This window comes from Agrobacterium rubi TR3 = NBRC 13261 (assembly GCF_000739935.1).
GTDB classification, from domain to species: Bacteria; Pseudomonadota; Alphaproteobacteria; order Rhizobiales; family Rhizobiaceae; genus Agrobacterium; species Agrobacterium rubi.
Genome location: NZ_BBJU01000016.1, coordinates 103,706 through 121,486 on the forward strand (window position 1 = coordinate 103,706; position 17,781 = coordinate 121,486).

Genomic DNA, 17,781 nt, shown 5'->3' on the forward strand with positions numbered 1-17,781 from the left:
CTTGGGTACGAACACCTCCGGTAACAATGGATAGAAGCGGATGCAAACAAAACCTTTCCGAATCGGCACACGCGGCAGCCCTCTGGCACTGGTCCAGGCGTTCGAGACCCGCGACCGCCTGATGGCCGCACACGGCCTGTCGCAGGACATGTTCCAGATCGTGCCGCTCTCGACAAAAGGCGACCGCATGACCGACCGCCCTTTGTCCGAAATCGGTGGCAAGGGCCTGTTCACCGAAGAGCTGGAAACGCAACTTCTGTCAGGCGACCTCGATTTTGCAGTTCACTGCGCCAAGGATATGTCGACGCGATTACCGGACGGGCTGCATCTGTCTGCCTACCTGCCGCGCGAGGATGTGCGTGACGCTTTCATCGGCAGAACAGCGCCCAAGCTGCTTGAGCTTCCCCACGCAGCCACCGTTGGCTCCGCCTCGCTTCGCCGCCAGTCGCTTATTCGTCGTCTGAGACCCGACATTAATGTCATCATTTTCAGGGGACTGGTGGACACGCGCCTGCGCAAGCTCGAAGAGGGCCAGGCCGACGCCACATTGTTGGCTTTGGCCGGCCTGAAGCGCCTGAACAAGGAAACGGTTCTGACAGAATTGCTGGACGCGAAAACCTTTCCGCCCGCACCCGGCCAAGGCGCCATTGCCCTGGAAAGCCGGATTGGCGATACGCGCATTCAAGATTTGCTGACCGCCGTCGATCACAGCGAAACGACTGATGCCGTCAATTGCGAACGGGCGTTTCTGGCGGCGCTGGATGGCTCCTGTCGCACGCCGATTGCGGGCTACGCCACCTGCGACGGCGATATGCTGCATTTCCATGGCCTGATCCTGACACCCGATGGCCAGACGGAGCACGGCGTGGAAATATCGGGCAAACGCAGCGACGCCGAAGCACTGGGCTTTAAGGCAGGCGAACAGGTTCGCGCCGCCGCTGGAACCGGTTTCTTCGAAAGCTGGACCTAACCATGCGCGTCGTCGTCACACGCCCGGAAGCATCGGGACTGAAGACGGCGAAGCTTTTGCGCGAGCGCGGTCATGACCCTATCCTCCTACCGCTGACCGTCCCCGTCCATGACACGGACGCAGCCATCACCGCCCTTGCAAAGACCCCGGCATCCCTGGCGGTGACGAGCGCGGAAGCAATCCGCGCGCTCGTGGGCTCAGGCGCCAATCTGTCCGCCAGCCTGCTCAGACCCCTATTTGCCGTTGGAGAGGCCTCCGCAAAAGCGGCACGCGATGCGGGCTTTCAGGCTGTTGTCACGGGCGGAAGCGATGGCACGGCGCTGGCGCAACGGATCGCAGACGATGATGCCAGCCATCGCGGCACAGTTCTCTATCTGGCAGGCACCCCGCGTGATCAGGGCTTCGAGCACAAGCTTGTTGACCTGAACGTTCCCTATGAAACTGTCGAAATCTACCAGATGCAGCCAGTGCCTTGGCCACGACAGCAGTTGCAGGAGCGTATCGCGGATGCACCAGTCGATGCGGTCCTCTTCTACTCCAGCGAAGCAGCGCGAATATTTTTTGCGCTGATGGAGAAAGAACAACGTTTAGAGCAGTTGCGTCATTGCAAGATGATTTGCATCAGCAGCAAGGTCCTTTCCCACGTCCCGGCAGCGTTTCAAAACGCGGCATTCGCCAGCGGGGCACCAAGCGAATTCAGGATGTTTGATCTTCTTGATCGAAATGCGGGAACCTAATTCCCTTCCGCCCCTTTCCTTTGCCGTTATCACTGACTAGGTTTAGGCAAATGCAGGCAGAATGAGGTTGTCATGGTATCGGGAAAACCGCCACGCCACTCCAAGTCCACCGCTGAACCGGTCACGATTGATCTGGACGCAAAGGACGTGAAGGATATCGGTAAGGACAAGGACACCGTCTCTATCGAGGCCAAACCAGCAACTGCATCGCAGACCGATGCAGCATCTTCGAAAACCTCGGCCTTCGGCGCTGAAAAATCGGACCCAAAACCGATATGGGATAACGAAGTCAAAAAACCGATCGAACCCGAGCCCAACATCCATAAGTCAGATGAGACAAAGGCTGACCAGACCGCAAAACCTGCGGCGGCAAGCACGACGACCGTTCCGCCTCTCAAGAGCGAACCACTGAAATCCGAGAAAACGACGACAACGCAGGCGCCGAAACCGGAAGCACCAAAACCAGCGACCGACAGCAAAACCTCTGCGACATCCTCGGCCTCCGCCAAGAGCAGCACGGGCAACAGCAGCGGAAACTCCGGCGCGCTCGTTGCAGGCATCGTTGGTGGTTTGGTCGCGCTTCTGGCTGCGGGCAGCATGCAATATGCCGGCTACCTTCCTCCGTTTTCGTCCAGTGCCGGCTCCTCTGATGAGCTTGCTTCCCTCAAGGCAGAAGTCTCAACCCTGCGCCAGCAGATCGCCAGTGCGCCACAGGCAACCGCTGATACATCTGCGCTCGAAACACGTTTGGCAGCACTCGAGAGCTCCACGGCATCCGGTGGCGGCGATGTCGCCAACAAGCTCGCCTCGCTTGAAAGCACAGTCTCGACCCTGCAATCGGAAAAAGCAGCGCAGGACACGGCCAATGCCGATTTGACGCGCCGCCTGAGTGACGCAGAAACCAAGATCAACGAACCACGCGATGACATCGAAGTCGCGCGCGCCATTGCGTCCGCCGGTCTGAAAGCCGCCATCGATCGCGGCGGGCCGTTCCTGACGGAGCTCGATACCCTGTCGCGCGTCACGCCCGACGATCCGGCGATACAGTCGTTGCGGCCCTTCGCCAACACAGGTGTGCCGTCCCGCTCCGAGCTGTCGCGCAATTTCCCTGATGTTGCAAATGCCATGCTCGACTCGCTCAACCAGACCGACCCCAATCAGGGCATCATCGATCGCCTCGCAGAAAGCGCGCTGTCGCTGGTCAAGGTCCGGCCGGTGGGCAATGTAGAAGGCGAAGGTGCTGACGCCAAGATCGCCCGCATCGAGGACAAGCTGCGCAATGGCGACCTGAAGGGCGCCTCGCTGGAATGGGACGGACTGCCTGAACCTGCCAAGGCCGTATCTTCTGACTTCAAGACATCGCTCGATGCCCGCGTTCAGGTCGAAGACCTCGTGAACGGCACGCTGACGCGCGCCATCACCAGCACCGGCCAGCAGGGGTAAGACATGACAAAGATTATCAGTTTCGTCGTCATCGTTCTTCTCATCGGCTTCGGTTTCTCGTGGCTGGCAGACCGCCCTGGTGTCCTGTCCATCGTCTGGCAGGGCCAACTGATCGAGATGAGCCTCATGGTGGCGGCCTCCATCGTGGCAACACTGATTGCAGCCGTGATGATCGTCTGGTGGCTGTTCAACACCGTCTGGAATTCGCCGCATGCGGCACGCCGCTATTTCCGCTCCCGTAAGCGCGACCGGGGCTATCAGGCTCTGTCGACGGGGCTGATAGCAGCCGGTGCTGGCAATGCTCTTCTCGCCCGCAAGATGACGGCGCGAACACAAGGGCTGTTGAATGCCGATCAGGAGCCGCTGATCCATCTTCTAGAGGCACAGGCCGATCTGATCGAAGGCAAATACGATGCTGCCCGCCGCAAATTCGAGGCGATGGCGCAGGACCCGGAAACACGCGAGCTTGGTCTTCGCGGTCTTTACATGGAAGCCCGTCGCCAGGGCGCCAACGAAGCGGCGTTGGAATATGCCGAGGATGCGGCCAAGAACGCGCCTTACCTGCCATGGGCCGCGCAGGCGACCCTTGAGAGCAAATCCCGCAACGGCGAATGGGACGATGCCATCCGTCTGCTGGACCAACAGAAGGCGGCAAGCGTTATCGAGCGCGGCGAAGCAGAGCGCTTGAAAGCGGTTCTGCTGACGGCAAAAGCGGAAGAGAAATTCGAAAGCGATCCGAAGGCCGCGCGCGAAGATGCCAAGCACGCGTTGAAACTCTCCAAGGGGCTGGTGCCTGCGGCTCTGGTTGCTGCAAAGTCCTATCTGCGCGAAGACAATCTGCGCAAGGCAGCGGCCGTTCTTGAGCCAGTTTGGAAGATCGCACCGCACCCGCAGATCGCCCAGCTGTATGTGCGTGCCCGCAGTGGCGATACAGCCATAGACCGCCTCAAGCGCGCCGAGCGGCTTGAGAGCCTGAAGCCTAATAATGTTGAAGCGCTCTTCGCCGTCGCACAGGCCGCTCTCGATGCCCAGGATTTCACACGCGCCCGCACTAAGGCTCAGGCCGCCGCCCGCATCGAGCCGCGCGAAAGCACCTTCCTGCTGCTCGCTGATATCGAGGAAGCCGAAACCGGTGACCAGGGACGCATTCGTCACTGGATGGCGCAGGCCTTGCGCGCGCCTCGAGATCACGCCTGGGTGGCAGATGGCATTGTTTCTGAGAAATGGCTGCCTGCCTCCCCTGTCACAGGGCGTCTGGACGCTTTCGCATGGAAAATGCCATTCGGCCAAGTCGAAGGCCCGGTAGAGGATGTGAGCGTCGACAGCGCATTGTCGTCCCTGCCCGATGTCGCAAAGCCTGAGATTCGTGAAAAGATCATCGAGGTACCGGTTCCGGTGAAAACTGTGGAGCCTGCGCTCAAGCCAGACACGACTGTGGCGACAGTGGAAAAGCCGACAACGCCGAAACCCGTTGTCGTGGATGCCACCGAGGACAAGCGGCTTGAAAAGCAACAGGAGCCCGTCGCCTTCTTCGGAGGGGCGCCGGACGATCCGGGCGTTAAGAAACCTGTGACCGAGCCCGACGAAAAAACACGACTGAAATTGTTTTAACCGATGTAAGGACCCTTATGCTCGAGCGCATTCAGTCATTTTTCCATACTCTTACGCAAGGCAGCGCATCTGAGGACTTCGCACCTGACGACCTGCGTGTCGCGATCGCCGCACTGTGTTTTCAGGTCATGGAGGCAGACGGCACCGTTTCCAAGGTTGAGCGTCAGCGTCTGCGTGAGCTGCTGCACGAGCATTATGATCTCAGCTCCAGCAAACTGGACGCGTTGATGGATGCAGGCCGCGAGGCCGGGCGCGAAGCGGTCGACTACTATCGCTTCACCGCCGACATTCGCCGCCATCTGGATGAGGAAAAACGCATCGAGTTGATCGGCATCCTCTGGGATATCGTCTATGCCGATGGCGAACGCAACGAGATGGAAGATCATGTCATCTGGCGTGTTGCCGATCTCCTGGGCGTATCGGTCCGAGACCGCGTTTTGCAGCGCCAGCAAGCTGCAACGCATGTAAATATATCCGACGAAAGCGAAAACCAGAAAGATGCTGTTTGACCCATCCTGCCAGAGAGGCAGTCAAGACAGAATCTTGATCGTGCTCCACCAGGAACGATCCACGCCAGGCCGAGTGGGGCAGATGCTGGTCGAAAAAGGCTATCGGCTCGATATCCGGCGGCCCCCACTGGGCGACGAGCTCCCGACCACCTTGTCGGCGCATCGCGGCGCTGTGATATTCGGTGGTCCTATGAGTGCCAACGATCCCGATGCCTTTATCCAGACCGAAATCGACTGGCTCAAAGTTCCGCTGACAGAAAACAAGCCATTTCTGGGAATTTGCCTCGGCGCGCAAATGCTCTCCAAGCACTTGGGCGCAAAGGTTGTTGCCGATAGCGATGGCAGAGTGGAAATCGGCTGGTATCCCCTGCATGCGACCGAAAAAGGCCGCCTGCTTTTGCCCCGTTGGCCGCAGATGGTCTATCACTTTCACCGCGAAGGATTTGAATTGCCGCACGGTGCAGAGCTGCTGGCCACGGGCGATGCCTATCCTAACCAGGCTTACCGCTACGGCCAGAATGCCTGGGGTCTGCAGTTTCACGCGGAATTGACACGCGCCATGATGCAGAGCTGGGTGGTGCGTGGTGCTGAGAAATTTGGCATGCCGAACGCACAGGTCGGAAGCCAGCACCTGGAAGGCCGAATGCTATTCGACAACGCGCTCAAGGCGTGGCTCTCGCAGTTTCTGGATTTGGTCTTCAACGGCACGCTAAAGAAAACAGACGCGTCTAGCTACGCAGCACTTCCGTCAGCTTGACGCCAATGACGTTGTCGTCATTGTCGGAAACGATTTCGCCTCGACCGATGGTTTGCCCGTTGACCCGGATTTCGACCGGATCGCCAAAACGCTTGTTCAGGAGAACGACTTGATCTTTGGTCAGGGCCATCAGCGCGGAAACGGGAACCTGCGCTTGCCCGATCACGACTTCCATCGTCAGCGGTATCTCATCGAAATGTTTGCCTGACGGCTGCTGTGAGGCGACAAGCGCGCGGCTGTTATCGTGCACCGGTTGGCCCCAATCCGATAGTTGCGCCCGTACAGCTTGGCGTTCCGACATGGGAGAGTTCAGTGCGTGCTCGACCCGGTAAGGCTGGTTGAAACTTGCGCCGACAGCCGGCCACGCGAAAGGCGCAGTACCGTCACTTGAATCCATCATGGAACACCTCAGCAAATCGAATCAGCCCCATTCATAGGGTCGATTTCATTCTAGTCGAGCCGCTGAGCCCGTTGGCTGCGGATTTGCAAAAGAATGACGACATGATTAACGCAGACTTAACATCCACAGGCGCGCGCTCGCATATGTCGTGCAGACCGGACGCCTGCATCAAAATGGCACGCATGTTCAAACTGGTGCAATTTCGGTCGTGGTGACGATCGACCGTGTCACACGTCAGGACAGATGGCGGGGTCAAGTAAAGCAGAGGACGATTGCGCGGCGGATTGCAAAAACAGCGGAGTGCCGCCTGGAAGAGCATGCAAATCAACGGCCACTTGCCGGTTGCCGTGCGAATGACTAAATGTCACCCAACAACGAATGGAGACATTGATGCTTGCCCTGTTTCAGACAATCGATCTGGCGTTAAACCTTTATACCTGGGTGCTGATTATCAGCGCCATTTTCTCTTGGCTCTATGCCTTCAATGTCATCAATTCTTCGAACCAATTCGTCGGCGCGATCGGCAGCTTCCTCTACAACGTCACCGAACCGGCGCTGCGACCCATCCGTCGTATTCTGCCAAACCTCGGCGGCATCGACATTTCGCCGATCATCCTGCTGTTGATCATCTTCTTCATCCGCTCGCTGATGTGGAATACGATCTATCCGCTGGTCGCTTGATCGGCTCCTACCGACATAAAAAATCCTCCGGATCGGTTTCGACCCGGAGGATGTGTCGTTTGCAATATGCGGTCGTTTAAATCAGCTCTGCGCCTTGTAGCGTTCGATGGCTTCGACGATCAGCTTCTTGGCGACGTCAACATTCTGCCAGCCGCCCATCTTCACCCACTTGCCAGGCTCCAGATCCTTGTAGTGCTCGAAGAAGTGCTCGATCTGCTTCAGCGTGATCTCGGGCAGGTCCGTATAGTTCTGAACCTTGTCGTAACGCTGTGTCAGTTTTGGCGCAGGAACGGCGAGGATTTTTTCGTCCTTGCCGCCGTCGTCTTCCATGATCATCACGCCGATCGGGCGCACATTGATCACACAGCCTGGTACCAATGGGCGGGTATTGCAGATCAGCACATCGATCGGATCACCGTCTTCCGACAGCGTATGCGGCACGAAGCCGTAGTTACCCGGATAGGTCATCGGGGTATAGAGAAAACGGTCAACGACCAGAGCGCCCGCGTCCTTATCCATCTCGTACTTGATCGGGTGGCCACCAACCGGGACCTCCACAATCACATTGATATCATCCGGCGGGTTCTTGCCGATAGAAATAGCATCGATACGCATTCGCTTCCCTCGATTAGGTGGGTTGGACTGGCATGTCGATACTGGGAAAGTCGCCACTTTGCAACACGACTATGCCGTTTGAGGCAAAACTCCTCACGAAAACAACGGGTTTTCCGTTACAAGAAACAGGAGGCTCACGGGCGAGGTCTAAGCACTGACAGAGCACAAGGCGACCGCAAAAAAGCAGCCGCCAACTATATCAAAGTAATGGAAACGCGTTGCTGATCGATCTTAAAGATCGATGATCGTCCCACGGCCATCGTTCCAAACGCGCATGTTCTGCTGCTCGCGCTGGCGCGGCTTAACGGGAATGGGAGCGGGCTTCAGCCGGGCGGACAACAGACGAGCGGCACTGAGCACGGCCAAGGTGCCGATAAGCGCAACCGTCAGAGACGCTGTGAAGAGTGCGGCCAGAGCCAGAATTGCAATGCTGGAAGCCGCGAAGAAGAATGTACGAATGCCCTGCATGATCCAAACCTTTCTGTCCAGACGAATGTGGGCCTTCTCTGCGTCGCTTGCAAGAGGATGCGCACCGCCTATCTGCTTGCGAATGTCACAAAAGGTTGACACAAGTGCGGCATGGCCGATTTTTATTTCAGCAATATTGTTCGCCCACGCCGGTCCCTTCTGTCGGTGCCAGCCATCAACCTGCGCGCACTGGCAAAACTCGGCACACTGGATTGCGACGGCGTCATTTTCGATCTGGAAGATTCGGTCGCACCGGATGCGAAGGACGAGGCACGCGACAACCTCCTGACCTTCTTCAAGGAAACGCCGCTGGCCGGGCGTGAAACGATCATCCGCATCAACCCCATCTCCACTACGACGGGGCAGAACGATCTGAAGACGATTTTGACCTGCGCGCCGGACGCCATACTGCTTCCAAAGGTCGAGCAGCTTTCCCACATCCAGGACGTCGCTGATCTCTTGGCAGAGGATGACGCACCGGAAAACCTGAAAATATGGGCGATGATCGAGACGCCGAAGGGCGTTTTGAATGCCGCCGCCATCGCCGAAGCGTCCCACACGACGGGCGCGCGGCTGGGCGGCTTTGTGGTCGGGCTTAACGATCTGCGCAAGGACACGCGGGTTCCCGCTGAAGCCGGGCGCACGTACCTCGTGCCGTGGCTGATGCAGATCGTGCTCGCCGCCCGCGCCTATGGCTTGGATGTCATCGACAGCGTGTCCAATGACTTCCGCGACCTCAATGCCTTTGCCGCAGAATGCGAGCAGGGCCGCTCCATGGGCTTCGATGGCAAGATGCTGATCCACCCGGCCCAGATCGACGCCGCAAACCGGGCTTTTGAACCCACCGAATCGGCTCTGGACGAGGCGCGCGAGATCATTTCGGCTTTCGCCAAACCGGAATCTGTGGGATTGAACGTCATCAATTCCAACGGGAAAATGATCGAACGGCTGCATGTCGGCCCAGCTGAACGGCTGGTCGCCATGGCCGACATCATTGCCCAACGAAAGGCAGCAACACCATGAAAGTCTATCGTTTCATCACCGGTCCCGACGACGCAAAGTTCTGTCATCGCGTCACCGAAGCCCTCAACAAAGGCTGGGAACTGGCGGGATCACCGACCTACGCGTTCAATGCGGCAACCGGCGTCATGCACTGCGGACAGCCGGTCACCAAGACCGTCGAAGGCAAGGAATACCACCCGGATATGAAGCTGGGCGAGCAGTAAAGACCTACACCATCATCCCGCAAACTCGGCGCTGCTGGATGCCAAATCAAGTCCGCCATGACGGGTTAGATGATCGAATCAGCGATCCGTCGCCGCCTCGTCGGCGCTTTCTTCGATGCGCTCCATGTCGTCGTCCGACAGGCCGAAATGGTGGCCGATTTCATGGATGAGGACGTGGGTGATGATATCGCCCAGCGTCTCCTCGTTTTCAGCCCAGTAATCGAGGATCGGTCGACGGTAGAGGATGATGCGGTTGACCATCTCGCCGGTTTCCATGGTGAAACGTTCTGAAATGCCGCGTCCTTCGAACAGACCGAGCAGATCGAACGGCGTTTCCAGCGCCATGTCCTCGAACACCTCATCGGTCGGAAAATCCGCGATCTCGATGATCAGGTCCTTGGTCAGCGCGCGAAACTCTTCCGGCAAATGGCCATATGCCTCGATGGCAAGCGATTCGAACGCTGAAAGTGTCGGCGCGTGGCGATCCCGCCAATCGTCGGTTTTGTCTATGCGGGCCATTTCTGCTCCTTGTTGAGAGGCCCATATAAACCCTTGCCGACGAAATTTCGAGGCCTGTTTGCCACAAGTGGTTAAATCCCCCGAGATTCTTGGCCATTTGGGGTGTTTTCGATGCCCTCCAGACCTTGACAGAAAGGGCTTGCTCGCGTATCCGGCACGTGAAATTGAGGGCGTATTGCGTCTTCCGTTTGTATCGCTTTGTCAAAAGCGGTTTCACCGGCGCGGTTTCCACAAGCATAAAGCCTAAAGAAGCCAAGCTATTCGACTGATAAAAAGACGGCCAGACCGCATTTGCGGGCAGAGCCGGAACGAACATGAAAGGGTAAAAAATGTTCGCAGTCATCAAGACCGGCGGTAAGCAGTACCGTGTAGCGGCCAACGACGTGCTCACAATTGAAAAATTGGAAGCAGACGCTGGCGCAACTGTAGAATTCACCGAAGTTCTCGTGATCGGCGTTGGCGCTGACGCACAGTTCGGCGCACCTTTCGTTGCAGGCGCAACGGTCAAGGCTGAAGTTGTCGAACACAATCGCGGCAAGAAGGTCATCGCCTTCAAGAAGCGTCGTCGTCAGAACTCCAAGCGTACGCGCGGTCATCGTCAGCATCACACCGTCGTCCGCATCACGGACATCGTTGCAGCCTAATCGGCGCGACACGGGAAACAAGGTTTAAAGGAGACATCCAATGGCACATAAAAAAGCTGGCGGTTCATCGCGTAACGGTCGCGATTCGAATTCCAAGCGCCTTGGCGTGAAGAAGTTCGGCGGCGAAGCCGTCATTCCAGGCAACATTATTCTGCGCCAGCGCGGAACGCAGTGGCATCCCGGCGCCAATGTTGGCCTCGGCAAAGACCACACGATTTTCGCGCTGACAGCCGGCAACGTGTCCTTCCGCTCGAAGGGCAATGGCCGCGTATACGTGTCTGTCGCACCGAAAGCGGAAGCCGCAGAATAAGCCGGTCGCGTCATATGCAGCCGGTGTCCCAATGACCCGGCTGAGACGTAACAGGTTCAGTCATTAAAAAGGGGAGTTGGGGCACCACCCAACTCCCCTTTTTTCTTAACCTCATGGAGGGACTGAACCATGCAAGCTGAATTGTTAAGGGAAGACCAATCACGGTCACCCGAAGAACGGCCGAGACCTGATCGGTCGAGGAGCGATTGCCCCGTCTTATTATCGCAAAGGCTCGTCATGCGCGCCCCTCACGAAGAAGACATTGACGCCCTTGCCCATCTTGCCAACAACGCCAATATCGCGACCATGGTGTCGCGTATGCCGCACCCTTACACGGCCAAAGATGCCGCGGATTTCGTGCGACGTGCAAAAGTGGGCGAGATTGGCAAGTGCGTCTATGCGATTACCCGCATGGAGAACGGCGAGTTTATGGGCTGCTGTGCGCTGGAGCCGCAGGCCGATCAAAACACCCTCGAAATGGGCTATTGGCTGGGTGAACCCTACTGGAACAAGGGCTATACGACCGAAGCCGCTCATGCCCTGATCGACATGGCGTTCCGAACCCGCGACATCGAGCAGATCGACGCACGGTGCCGCGTCACCAACATCGCCTCGCGCCGGGTCATACAAAAGTGCGGTTTCCAGCTTCAGGGTTCCGGCATGGTCGGTTCGCTGGCGCTGGGCGGCATGGTACCCGTCGAATGGTATCGGCTGGATCGCAAGACATGGGTTTCGCTGAGAAGCTGGGGAGATATGCGATGAGAACGGCTCAGGTGAAGAACCCTCTGGCAAGACCAAGTCATATCCAGACGCTGGAGACCCGCCGACTGGTGCTGCGCCCGCAGCGCCTTTCGGATGCTGGAAGCATTGCGCAATCGCTCAGCGACTTCCAGGTCACGCGCATGCTCGCGCGTGTCCCGGCACCCTATTACAGGCAGGACGCTCTGGAGTGGTTGATCCTGCGAACAGCAGGGCAGGGTTGGGATTTTGCCATCACCTGCGGTGACGATACGCTGATCGGCGTCGTCTCGATCGAAGAGCTTCATGGCGAGTGGCGTCTCGGATATTGGCTCGACCGTGCCCATTGGGGCAAGGGCCTTATGACCGAGGCAGTGGCCAGCGTGGTCGAGCATTTCTTTCAGCAGATGCCGGAAGAGGTGCTTTATTCCGGCATGTTTGCGGATAACCCCGCGTCACTGCGGGTGCAGGAGAAGCTCGGTTTTCAGATCATCGGATGCCATGAAATCTATGCCGTTGCACGCGCAAGCATGGTGACGCATCTGGATACCGCATTGACGGCAGAGGCTTTTCGAAGGCCGCGACCGTAAACAACATCAAACAAGGCCGGTTTTATCGCAGACCGGCCTTGCCCTATCGGCTTTCCCGCCACGATAATCTTTGACCTTGAGAGCCTGCGCCTATATTTGGAGCGACAGATCCTTTTTTTAAAAGCAAGTCCGCAAACCTTTGCTGGAATTGCCACTAAGTTGACAGAACGGCCAAGACGATGAAATTTCTCGATGAAGCAAAAGTTTATATTCGCTCCGGCGACGGCGGTGCCGGCGCGGTTTCCTTCCGGCGCGAAAAATTCATCGAATTCGGCGGCCCTGACGGCGGTGATGGCGGGCGTGGTGGCGATGTGTGGGTGGAGGTCGTCAATGGTCTCAACACGCTGATCGACTTTCGCTTCCAGCAGCACTTCAAGGCCACCATCGGCCAGCATGGTATGGGCCAGGGCCGCACCGGCGCAAAAGGTGCCAGTGTCGTGTTGCGCGTACCCGTTGGCACGCAGATTTTTGAAGAAGACAATGAAACGCTGATTATCGATCTGACCAAGGAAGGTCAGCGGTTCCGTCTGGCTGCGGGTGGTAATGGCGGCTTCGGTAATGCCTATTTCAAGTCCTCGACCAATCAGGCTCCCACGCATGCCAACCCCGGCCTTGCGGGTGAGGAAAAGATGATCTGGCTTCGCCTGAAGCTGATTGCCGATGCAGGTCTGGTGGGCCTCCCCAATGCTGGCAAATCTACGTTCCTCGCGACCGTTACGCGTGCGCGTCCAAAAATCGCCAACTATCCCTTCACCACGCTGCACCCCAATCTGGGTGTTGCGACCATCGATGGCCGCGAATTCGTTCTGGCCGATATTCCGGGCCTGATCGAAGGCGCGCATGAAGGCGTTGGTATCGGCGACCGGTTCCTCGGTCACGTCGAGCGCACCCGTGTTCTGCTGCACCTTGTTTCGGCGCAGGAAGAGAATGTCGGCAAGGCTTACAAGACCGTCAAACGTGAGCTTGCTGCCTATGGAGGCGGGTTGACCGACAAGCCTGAAATCGTGGCACTTTCGCAGATCGACGTGCTCGACGAAAAGGAATTGAAGAAGAAGGCGAAGGAACTAGAGAAGGCCTGCGGTCGTCCGCCGCTTCTTCTGTCTGCTGCGGCCCATATCGGTATGCTCGAAACTCTTCGTGAGCTTCGCGACATTATCGTGTCCGACAGCCGTGGCGGACATACCGCCATGCCGGATCGCTCCATGCCCGTAGAAGACGAGATCGAGGATGGAGACGACCGCCTATGACGTCGATTTCGACATTGGCGCGAAAACCTCTCGGTAGCCATCACCGCATCGTCATCAAGATCGGCTCTGCCCTTCTGGTCGACCGCGCGAGTGGCTTGAAGAAGGAATGGCTGGATGCGATCTGCGAGGATATCGCAGCGCTGAAGGCCAATGGTGCCGATGTGCAGGTGGTTTCCTCCGGCGCTATCGCGCTGGGGCGCACCGTTCTGGGTCTACCATCCGGTGCCCTGAAGCTGGAGGAAAGCCAGGCGGCAGCAGCCGTCGGCCAGATCGCGCTGGCACGCGCGTGGTCGGAAAGCCTCTCCAAGCACGATATCGTCGCGGGCCAGATTCTGCTGACGCTGTCCGACACGGAAGAGCGTCGCCGTTATCTCAACGCCCGTGCGACAATCAATCAGCTTCTGAAAATCGGCGCGATCCCGATCATCAATGAAAACGACACGGTTGCGACGACGGAAATCCGCTACGGCGACAACGACCGGCTGGCGGCGCGCGTGGCGACGATGACAGGGGCAGACATCTTGGTGCTGCTCTCGGACATCGACGGGCTCTACACCGCCCCGCCGCATCTCGATCCCGACGCGCAGTTTCTGGAAACGATTGCCAAGATCACGCCTGAGATCGAAGCCATGGCGGGTGGGGCGGCGTCCGAACTGTCGCGCGGCGGCATGCGCACCAAGATCGATGCAGGTAAGATCGCAACCGCCGCCGGTTGCGGCATGATCATCGCGTCGGGCAAAACGCTCAACCCGTTGAAAGCCATCGAAAACGGCGCGCGCTCCTCCTGGTTTGCGCCGTCGGGAACGCCCGTCACGGCCCGCAAGACCTGGATTGCCGGACAGCTTCAGCCGGTCGGCGAGTTGCATGTGGATGCCGGTGCGGAAAAGGCACTCTATGATGGCAAGAGCCTTCTTCCCGCCGGTGTGACCCTGGTGAAGGGCAATTTCGGCCGCGGTGATGCGGTTGTCATCATCGGCGCGCAAGGTCGGGAAATCGCCCGCGGTCTGGCCGGCTACGATGACGACGAGGCGCGCCAGATCAACGGGCACAAGTCCAACGAAATCGAGGCGATCCTCGGTTATGTCGGTCGCGCAGCGATGATTCATCGCGACGATCTGGTCATGACGGGTCTTTCCGTCAAACTGAAAAATGCAAATAAGGATGAGGTCGATGCCTGAACAGGCCGTGAAGCAGAGCCATGATATTGAAACGCTGATGATGTCCATCGGCGCTCAGGCAAAAGCTGCTTCGCGACCGTTGTCCATCGCCAGTGCGGATCAGAAGAACCGCGCGCTACTGGCTATGGCCTCTGCCATCGAGGCTTCGATGTCCAAAATCCTCGACGCCAATGCCAGGGATGTCGCGGCGGCTGAAACTTCAGGCGTTGCCGCCTCCTTCATCGACCGTTTGAAACTCGACAATGCGCGGATCGCAGGGATCGCCGAGGGCATTCGCTCCATCGCGGCCCTTGCCGATCCTGTTGGAGAGGTCATCGCAGCCTGGGATCGTCCCAACGGGCTGAAGATCGAACGCGTCCGCACGCCGCTCGGCGTCATCGGCGTCATCTATGAAAGCCGCCCGAATGTCACGGCGGATGCCGGTGCGCTGTGCCTGAAGGCGGGCAATGCTGTGATCCTGCGCGGTGGTTCGGATTCGCAATATTCATCGCGCGCTATCCATGCCTGCCTCGTGGAAGGCCTGAAGATCGCGGGACTTCCAGAGCATGCGATTCAACTCGTGCCTGTTACGGATCGCGCTGCCGTCGGCAGTCTGCTGGGCGGGCTCGGCGGCACGGTGGATGTCATCGTTCCGCGCGGCGGCAAAAGCCTCGTGGCGCGTGTTCAGTCGGAAGCCCGTGTTCCGGTCTTTGCCCATCTGGAAGGCATCTGCCACGTTTATGTCGATAAGTCTGCCGATCTGGAGATGGCGAAAAACATCGTACTGAACGCCAAGATGCGCCGCACCGGCATATGCGGCTCGGCCGAAACGCTGCTGGTCGATGCTTCTGCCGTGTCAACGCATCTGGAACCGCTGGTGAGGATTTTGCGCGACGCCGGTTGCGAAGTGCGTGGCTCGGCAGCGGTGCAAAACGCTGTCGAAGGTGTGATCGCAGCGACGGAAGAAGACTGGCGCACGGAATATCTCGACGCCATCATTTCGGTTGATGTCGTGGACGGAATTTCCGGTGCCATCGCGCATATCGGCACTTACTCGTCCAATCACACCGAAGCTGTGATTGCTGAAGATGCCGCAGTGGTCGAACGCTTCTTCAACGAGATCGATTCGGCCATTTTGCTGCACAATGCCTCCACGCAGTTTGCCGATGGCGGTGAATTCGGCATGGGCGCGGAAATCGGCATCGCCACCGGCAAGATGCATGCGCGCGGCCCCGTGGGCGTCGAGCAGCTGACGTCCTTCAAATACCGTGTGCATGGCACCGGCCAGACGCGGACCTGATATGTGACTGACGATTGTGGTCTGGACAAACGTTACCTTACCATGCCGCACACGGAGCGCGGCATGGTCATCGGCCTGTTCGGCGGGTCTTTCAATCCACCCCATGCGGGCCATGCGCTGGTTGCCGAAATTGCTCTGCGACGGCTGGGTCTCGATCAGCTGTGGTGGATGGTGACGCCCGGCAACCCGCTGAAGAACAGGGCCGACCTCGCCCCCCTCAAAAACCGCATCGACGCCTGTGAGGAGTTGATCTCGGACCCACGCGTCAAGGTGACCGCCTTCGAGCAATCCTTCGGTGTCACCTACACCGCCAATACGCTGCGGCTGATCAAGGCGAAGAACCCGCATGTCCGGTTCATCTGGATCATGGGTGCCGACAATCTGCGCAATTTCCATCGCTGGCAGAAATGGCGCAAGATCGCCGAGACCTTCCCGATTGCCGTCATCGACAGGCCAGGCGCAACGCTTGCCTATCTCTCCTCCACCATGGCGCAGGCCTTCAGCCATGCCCGCGTGGACGAAGACGATGCGGGTGTTCTCTGGACAAAAACCGCGCCCGCCTGGGTTTTCATCCACGGGCCACGCTCGACGCTGAGTTCCACTGCTTTGCGCAACGATCGTAGATGAAGTATGAGGCATACAAGCCTCTCCCACATCTTGAAAACTTAACGCTTTGATGCCAACTTTACTGTGTGGCGTGAAGAATCGCTGCACAGTATCTGGTTTGTCATTTCGGAAAGGAAAACCACTGACAACAGTACACACCAAGGGAAGAGCTTTCAGCGCTATCCCAAAGAGCATGGAGAGTGGCGTTGATGCTGCCCGTCGTGCCCTCGGAACCGTCCTCGCCAGTGTCGAGGACTCCAAAGCAGAAGACATCGTTTACCTGAACATTGCCGGAAAATCGGCGCTTGCGGACTACATGGTTGTGGTGTCCGGGCGTTCCAACAGGCATGTCTCGGCGATCTGCGAACATCTCATGTCCGATATGAAGGACGAGGGCTTCGGCCATTCGCGTATCGAAGGCCTCGAGAACGGCGATTGGGTCGTGATCGATGCGGGCGATGTCATCATCCATGTGTTCCGTCCAGAAGTCCGAGCGTTCTATAACATCGAAAAGATGTGGGCCGCTCCCGACATCGAGGAAGAAACGCTGCACTGATGCGGTTTCAAGGCCGATGCACCGCATCGGCCGCATAGAAATCCGCAGCCTGTCCTGATAGAAACGCAAATGACGACGTTTGCGATACGGATGGATGTGTGAATGCGGATTTCGATTTTTGCGGTGGGACGGCTCAAATCCGGCCCTGAAAAAGATCTTGCGTCGCGCTATCTGGACCGTTTCGCCAAGACCGGACCTGCCATAGGCTTGGAATTTGCCCGCATCATCGAGGTTGCCGAAAGCCGCGCTTCGAATGCCGATACCCGCAAGCGGGAAGAAGCTGCCATGCTGGAAAAGCATCTGACAGATGGCGCAGTCCTTATTCTGCTGGATGAACGCGGCAAGGCGCTTAACAGCCCGGCCTTTGCTGATCTCTTCGGCAACATGCGCGATAGCGGCAAACGCGACCTGATGATCGCCATCGGTGGCGCGGACGGTCTCGATCCGTCGTTATACGACAAAGCCTCTGCCACCTTATGCCTGGGAAAGCTCACATGGCCGCACCAGTTGGTGCGAATTTTGATTGCCGAACAGCTGTATCGTGCCGTGACGATCCTGTCCGGCCATCCATATCACCGCGTCTAACGTTTTTGCGCCACACGTTGCACCACAAATTCGGCCATCAAATTGCCTGCCGTAACGTGCCTATTGGCGCAAAGCGGCGAAGCAGCGTATGGTCGCCAATCTCTTCGACGGT

The 17,781-nt window shown here is 58.1% G+C and carries 23 protein-coding genes; 19 read left to right on the plus strand and 4 right to left on the minus strand.

The genetic code is table 11. The features are described 5' to 3' along the window. The first annotated feature begins 40 nt into the window (after positions 1-40). From hemC to RRU01S_RS13890, 6 genes are all read left to right on the plus strand, one after another. Positions 41-970, plus strand: coding sequence for a hydroxymethylbilane synthase (gene hemC / locus RRU01S_RS13865; protein WP_045230866.1), 930 nt, complete (start codon positions 41-43; stop codon positions 968-970). A 2-nt stretch (positions 971-972) separates the two neighbouring features. After that, entirely contained in the window at positions 973-1,707 is a 735-nt protein-coding gene (locus tag RRU01S_RS13870) for a uroporphyrinogen-III synthase (RefSeq protein ID WP_045230867.1), read from the plus strand. A 72-nt stretch (positions 1,708-1,779) separates the two neighbouring features. After that, positions 1,780-3,150 (plus strand): COG4223 family protein, encoded by a 1,371-nt coding sequence (locus RRU01S_RS13875; RefSeq protein ID WP_045230868.1) that lies wholly within the window; start codon positions 1,780-1,782, stop codon positions 3,148-3,150. 3 nt (positions 3,151-3,153) lie between these two features. Further along, positions 3,154-4,761 (plus strand): heme biosynthesis protein HemY, encoded by a 1,608-nt coding sequence (locus RRU01S_RS13880; RefSeq protein WP_045230869.1) that lies wholly within the window; start codon positions 3,154-3,156, stop codon positions 4,759-4,761. Positions 4,762-4,778: 17 nt separating this feature from the next. Further along, positions 4,779-5,270, plus strand: a complete 492-nt coding sequence (locus RRU01S_RS13885; RefSeq protein WP_045230870.1) for a tellurite resistance TerB family protein — start codon at positions 4,779-4,781, stop codon at positions 5,268-5,270. Beyond that, positions 5,260-6,027, plus strand: a complete 768-nt coding sequence (locus RRU01S_RS13890; RefSeq protein WP_045230871.1) for a glutamine amidotransferase — start codon at positions 5,260-5,262, stop codon at positions 6,025-6,027. The genes RRU01S_RS13885 and RRU01S_RS13890 overlap by 11 nt, the downstream gene beginning before the upstream one ends. On the opposite strand, the gene RRU01S_RS13895 is transcribed toward RRU01S_RS13890, so the two are convergent. Further along, positions 5,999-6,424, minus strand: a complete 426-nt coding sequence (locus RRU01S_RS13895; RefSeq protein WP_165572229.1) for a FliM/FliN family flagellar motor switch protein — start codon at positions 6,422-6,424, stop codon at positions 5,999-6,001. The two genes, RRU01S_RS13890 and RRU01S_RS13895, sit on opposite strands and share 29 nt — an antisense overlap. A 393-nt stretch (positions 6,425-6,817) precedes the next feature. On the opposite strand from RRU01S_RS13895, the gene RRU01S_RS13900 reads away from it, so the two are divergent. Next, positions 6,818-7,108: a YggT family protein gene (locus tag RRU01S_RS13900; protein WP_045230944.1), complete on the plus strand. Its 291-nt coding sequence runs from the start codon at positions 6,818-6,820 to the stop codon at positions 7,106-7,108. 81 nt (positions 7,109-7,189) lie between these two features. Here the strand turns inward: RRU01S_RS13900 and ppa are convergent, their stop codons facing one another. Both ppa and RRU01S_RS13910 read right to left on the minus strand, forming a co-directional pair. Next, the gene (gene ppa, locus RRU01S_RS13905) at positions 7,190-7,723 is read right to left on the minus strand and encodes an inorganic diphosphatase (protein WP_045230872.1); all 534 of its coding nucleotides are present in this window, start codon (positions 7,721-7,723) and stop codon (positions 7,190-7,192) included. Positions 7,724-7,954: 231 nt separating this feature from the next. After that, positions 7,955-8,191 (minus strand): hypothetical protein, encoded by a 237-nt coding sequence (locus RRU01S_RS13910; RefSeq protein WP_045230945.1) that lies wholly within the window; start codon positions 8,189-8,191, stop codon positions 7,955-7,957. 111 nt (positions 8,192-8,302) lie between these two features. Between RRU01S_RS13910 and RRU01S_RS13915 the strand changes: the two genes are divergently transcribed. Together RRU01S_RS13915 and RRU01S_RS13920 are read left to right on the plus strand one after the other, a co-directional pair. Then, positions 8,303-9,214 carry an HpcH/HpaI aldolase/citrate lyase family protein gene (locus RRU01S_RS13915; protein WP_045230873.1) on the plus strand — a complete coding sequence of 304 codons (912 nt, stop codon included), beginning with the start codon at positions 8,303-8,305 and terminating at the stop codon, positions 9,212-9,214. Then, on the plus strand, positions 9,211-9,417 hold the full coding sequence (locus RRU01S_RS13920; protein ID WP_045230874.1) for a DUF1737 domain-containing protein: 207 nt from the start codon (positions 9,211-9,213) through the stop codon (positions 9,415-9,417). The genes RRU01S_RS13915 and RRU01S_RS13920 overlap by 4 nt, the downstream gene beginning before the upstream one ends. Positions 9,418-9,495: 78 nt before the next feature. Here RRU01S_RS13920 and RRU01S_RS13925 read toward each other — a convergent pair whose 3' ends face one another. Then, the gene (locus RRU01S_RS13925; RefSeq protein ID WP_045230875.1) at positions 9,496-9,936 is read right to left on the minus strand and encodes a metallopeptidase family protein; all 441 of its coding nucleotides are present in this window, start codon (positions 9,934-9,936) and stop codon (positions 9,496-9,498) included. A 329-nt stretch (positions 9,937-10,265) separates the two neighbouring features. On the opposite strand from RRU01S_RS13925, the gene rplU reads away from it, so the two are divergent. The 10 genes from rplU to rlmH all read left to right on the plus strand — a co-directional run bounded on the left by rplU (position 10,266) and on the right by rlmH (position 17,669). After that, positions 10,266-10,580: a 50S ribosomal protein L21 gene (gene rplU / locus RRU01S_RS13930; protein WP_045230876.1), complete on the plus strand. Its 315-nt coding sequence runs from the start codon at positions 10,266-10,268 to the stop codon at positions 10,578-10,580. A 40-nt stretch (positions 10,581-10,620) separates the two neighbouring features. Further along, positions 10,621-10,890 (plus strand): 50S ribosomal protein L27, encoded by a 270-nt coding sequence (gene rpmA, locus RRU01S_RS13935; RefSeq protein WP_045230877.1) that lies wholly within the window; start codon positions 10,621-10,623, stop codon positions 10,888-10,890. A gap of 129 nt (positions 10,891-11,019) precedes the next feature. Then, a complete protein-coding gene (locus RRU01S_RS13940; RefSeq protein WP_045230878.1) occupies positions 11,020-11,652 on the plus strand; it encodes a GNAT family N-acetyltransferase in 633 nt (210 codons plus the stop codon). Beyond that, on the plus strand, positions 11,649-12,218 hold the full coding sequence (locus RRU01S_RS13945) for a GNAT family N-acetyltransferase (RefSeq protein WP_045230879.1): 570 nt from the start codon (positions 11,649-11,651) through the stop codon (positions 12,216-12,218). Before RRU01S_RS13940 ends, RRU01S_RS13945 begins: the two co-directional genes overlap by 4 nt. Positions 12,219-12,397: 179 nt before the next feature. Further along, entirely contained in the window at positions 12,398-13,465 is a 1,068-nt protein-coding gene (gene obgE / locus RRU01S_RS13950) for a GTPase ObgE (protein WP_045230880.1), read from the plus strand. Further along, a complete protein-coding gene (proB, locus tag RRU01S_RS13955) occupies positions 13,462-14,643 on the plus strand; it encodes a glutamate 5-kinase (RefSeq protein WP_045230881.1) in 1,182 nt (393 codons plus the stop codon). Before obgE ends, proB begins: the two co-directional genes overlap by 4 nt. After that, a complete protein-coding gene (locus tag RRU01S_RS13960) occupies positions 14,636-15,922 on the plus strand; it encodes a glutamate-5-semialdehyde dehydrogenase (RefSeq protein WP_045230882.1) in 1,287 nt (428 codons plus the stop codon). The genes proB and RRU01S_RS13960 overlap by 8 nt, the downstream gene beginning before the upstream one ends. A 42-nt stretch (positions 15,923-15,964) precedes the next feature. After that, positions 15,965-16,549 carry a nicotinate-nucleotide adenylyltransferase gene (locus tag RRU01S_RS13965; RefSeq protein WP_045230883.1) on the plus strand — a complete coding sequence of 195 codons (585 nt, stop codon included), beginning with the start codon at positions 15,965-15,967 and terminating at the stop codon, positions 16,547-16,549. A 49-nt stretch (positions 16,550-16,598) separates the two neighbouring features. Further along, on the plus strand, positions 16,599-17,084 hold the full coding sequence (rsfS, locus tag RRU01S_RS13970; RefSeq protein WP_108722643.1) for a ribosome silencing factor: 486 nt from the start codon (positions 16,599-16,601) through the stop codon (positions 17,082-17,084). A 102-nt stretch (positions 17,085-17,186) separates the two neighbouring features. Continuing rightward, positions 17,187-17,669 (plus strand): 23S rRNA (pseudouridine(1915)-N(3))-methyltransferase RlmH, encoded by a 483-nt coding sequence (gene rlmH, locus RRU01S_RS13975; RefSeq protein ID WP_045230884.1) that lies wholly within the window; start codon positions 17,187-17,189, stop codon positions 17,667-17,669. Positions 17,670-17,781 lie beyond the last annotated feature (112 nt).

Coding starts and splice junctions, on each gene's coding strand:
- hemC (WP_045230866.1), top strand. CDS start 41: ATGCAAACAAAACCTTTCCGAATCGGCACACGCGGCAGCCCTCTGGCA.
- RRU01S_RS13870 (WP_045230867.1), top strand. CDS start 973: ATGCGCGTCGTCGTCACACGCCCGGAAGCATCGGGACTGAAGACGGCG.
- RRU01S_RS13875 (WP_045230868.1), top strand. CDS start 1,780: ATGGTATCGGGAAAACCGCCACGCCACTCCAAGTCCACCGCTGAACCG.
- RRU01S_RS13880 (WP_045230869.1), top strand. CDS start 3,154: ATGACAAAGATTATCAGTTTCGTCGTCATCGTTCTTCTCATCGGCTTC.
- RRU01S_RS13885 (WP_045230870.1), top strand. CDS start 4,779: ATGCTCGAGCGCATTCAGTCATTTTTCCATACTCTTACGCAAGGCAGC.
- RRU01S_RS13890 (WP_045230871.1), top strand. CDS start 5,260: ATGCTGTTTGACCCATCCTGCCAGAGAGGCAGTCAAGACAGAATCTTG.
- RRU01S_RS13895 (WP_165572229.1), bottom strand. CDS start 6,424: ATGGATTCAAGTGACGGTACTGCGCCTTTCGCGTGGCCGGCTGTCGGC.
- RRU01S_RS13900 (WP_045230944.1), top strand. CDS start 6,818: ATGCTTGCCCTGTTTCAGACAATCGATCTGGCGTTAAACCTTTATACC.
- ppa (WP_045230872.1), bottom strand. CDS start 7,723: ATGCGTATCGATGCTATTTCTATCGGCAAGAACCCGCCGGATGATATC.
- RRU01S_RS13910 (WP_045230945.1), bottom strand. CDS start 8,191: ATGCAGGGCATTCGTACATTCTTCTTCGCGGCTTCCAGCATTGCAATT.
- RRU01S_RS13915 (WP_045230873.1), top strand. CDS start 8,303: ATGGCCGATTTTTATTTCAGCAATATTGTTCGCCCACGCCGGTCCCTT.
- RRU01S_RS13920 (WP_045230874.1), top strand. CDS start 9,211: ATGAAAGTCTATCGTTTCATCACCGGTCCCGACGACGCAAAGTTCTGT.
- RRU01S_RS13925 (WP_045230875.1), bottom strand. CDS start 9,936: ATGGCCCGCATAGACAAAACCGACGATTGGCGGGATCGCCACGCGCCG.
- rplU (WP_045230876.1), top strand. CDS start 10,266: ATGTTCGCAGTCATCAAGACCGGCGGTAAGCAGTACCGTGTAGCGGCC.
- rpmA (WP_045230877.1), top strand. CDS start 10,621: ATGGCACATAAAAAAGCTGGCGGTTCATCGCGTAACGGTCGCGATTCG.
- RRU01S_RS13940 (WP_045230878.1), top strand. CDS start 11,020: ATGCAAGCTGAATTGTTAAGGGAAGACCAATCACGGTCACCCGAAGAA.
- RRU01S_RS13945 (WP_045230879.1), top strand. CDS start 11,649: ATGAGAACGGCTCAGGTGAAGAACCCTCTGGCAAGACCAAGTCATATC.
- obgE (WP_045230880.1), top strand. CDS start 12,398: ATGAAATTTCTCGATGAAGCAAAAGTTTATATTCGCTCCGGCGACGGC.
- proB (WP_045230881.1), top strand. CDS start 13,462: ATGACGTCGATTTCGACATTGGCGCGAAAACCTCTCGGTAGCCATCAC.
- RRU01S_RS13960 (WP_045230882.1), top strand. CDS start 14,636: ATGCCTGAACAGGCCGTGAAGCAGAGCCATGATATTGAAACGCTGATG.
- RRU01S_RS13965 (WP_045230883.1), top strand. CDS start 15,965: ATGCCGCACACGGAGCGCGGCATGGTCATCGGCCTGTTCGGCGGGTCT.
- rsfS (WP_108722643.1), top strand. CDS start 16,599: ATGCCAACTTTACTGTGTGGCGTGAAGAATCGCTGCACAGTATCTGGT.
- rlmH (WP_045230884.1), top strand. CDS start 17,187: ATGCGGATTTCGATTTTTGCGGTGGGACGGCTCAAATCCGGCCCTGAA.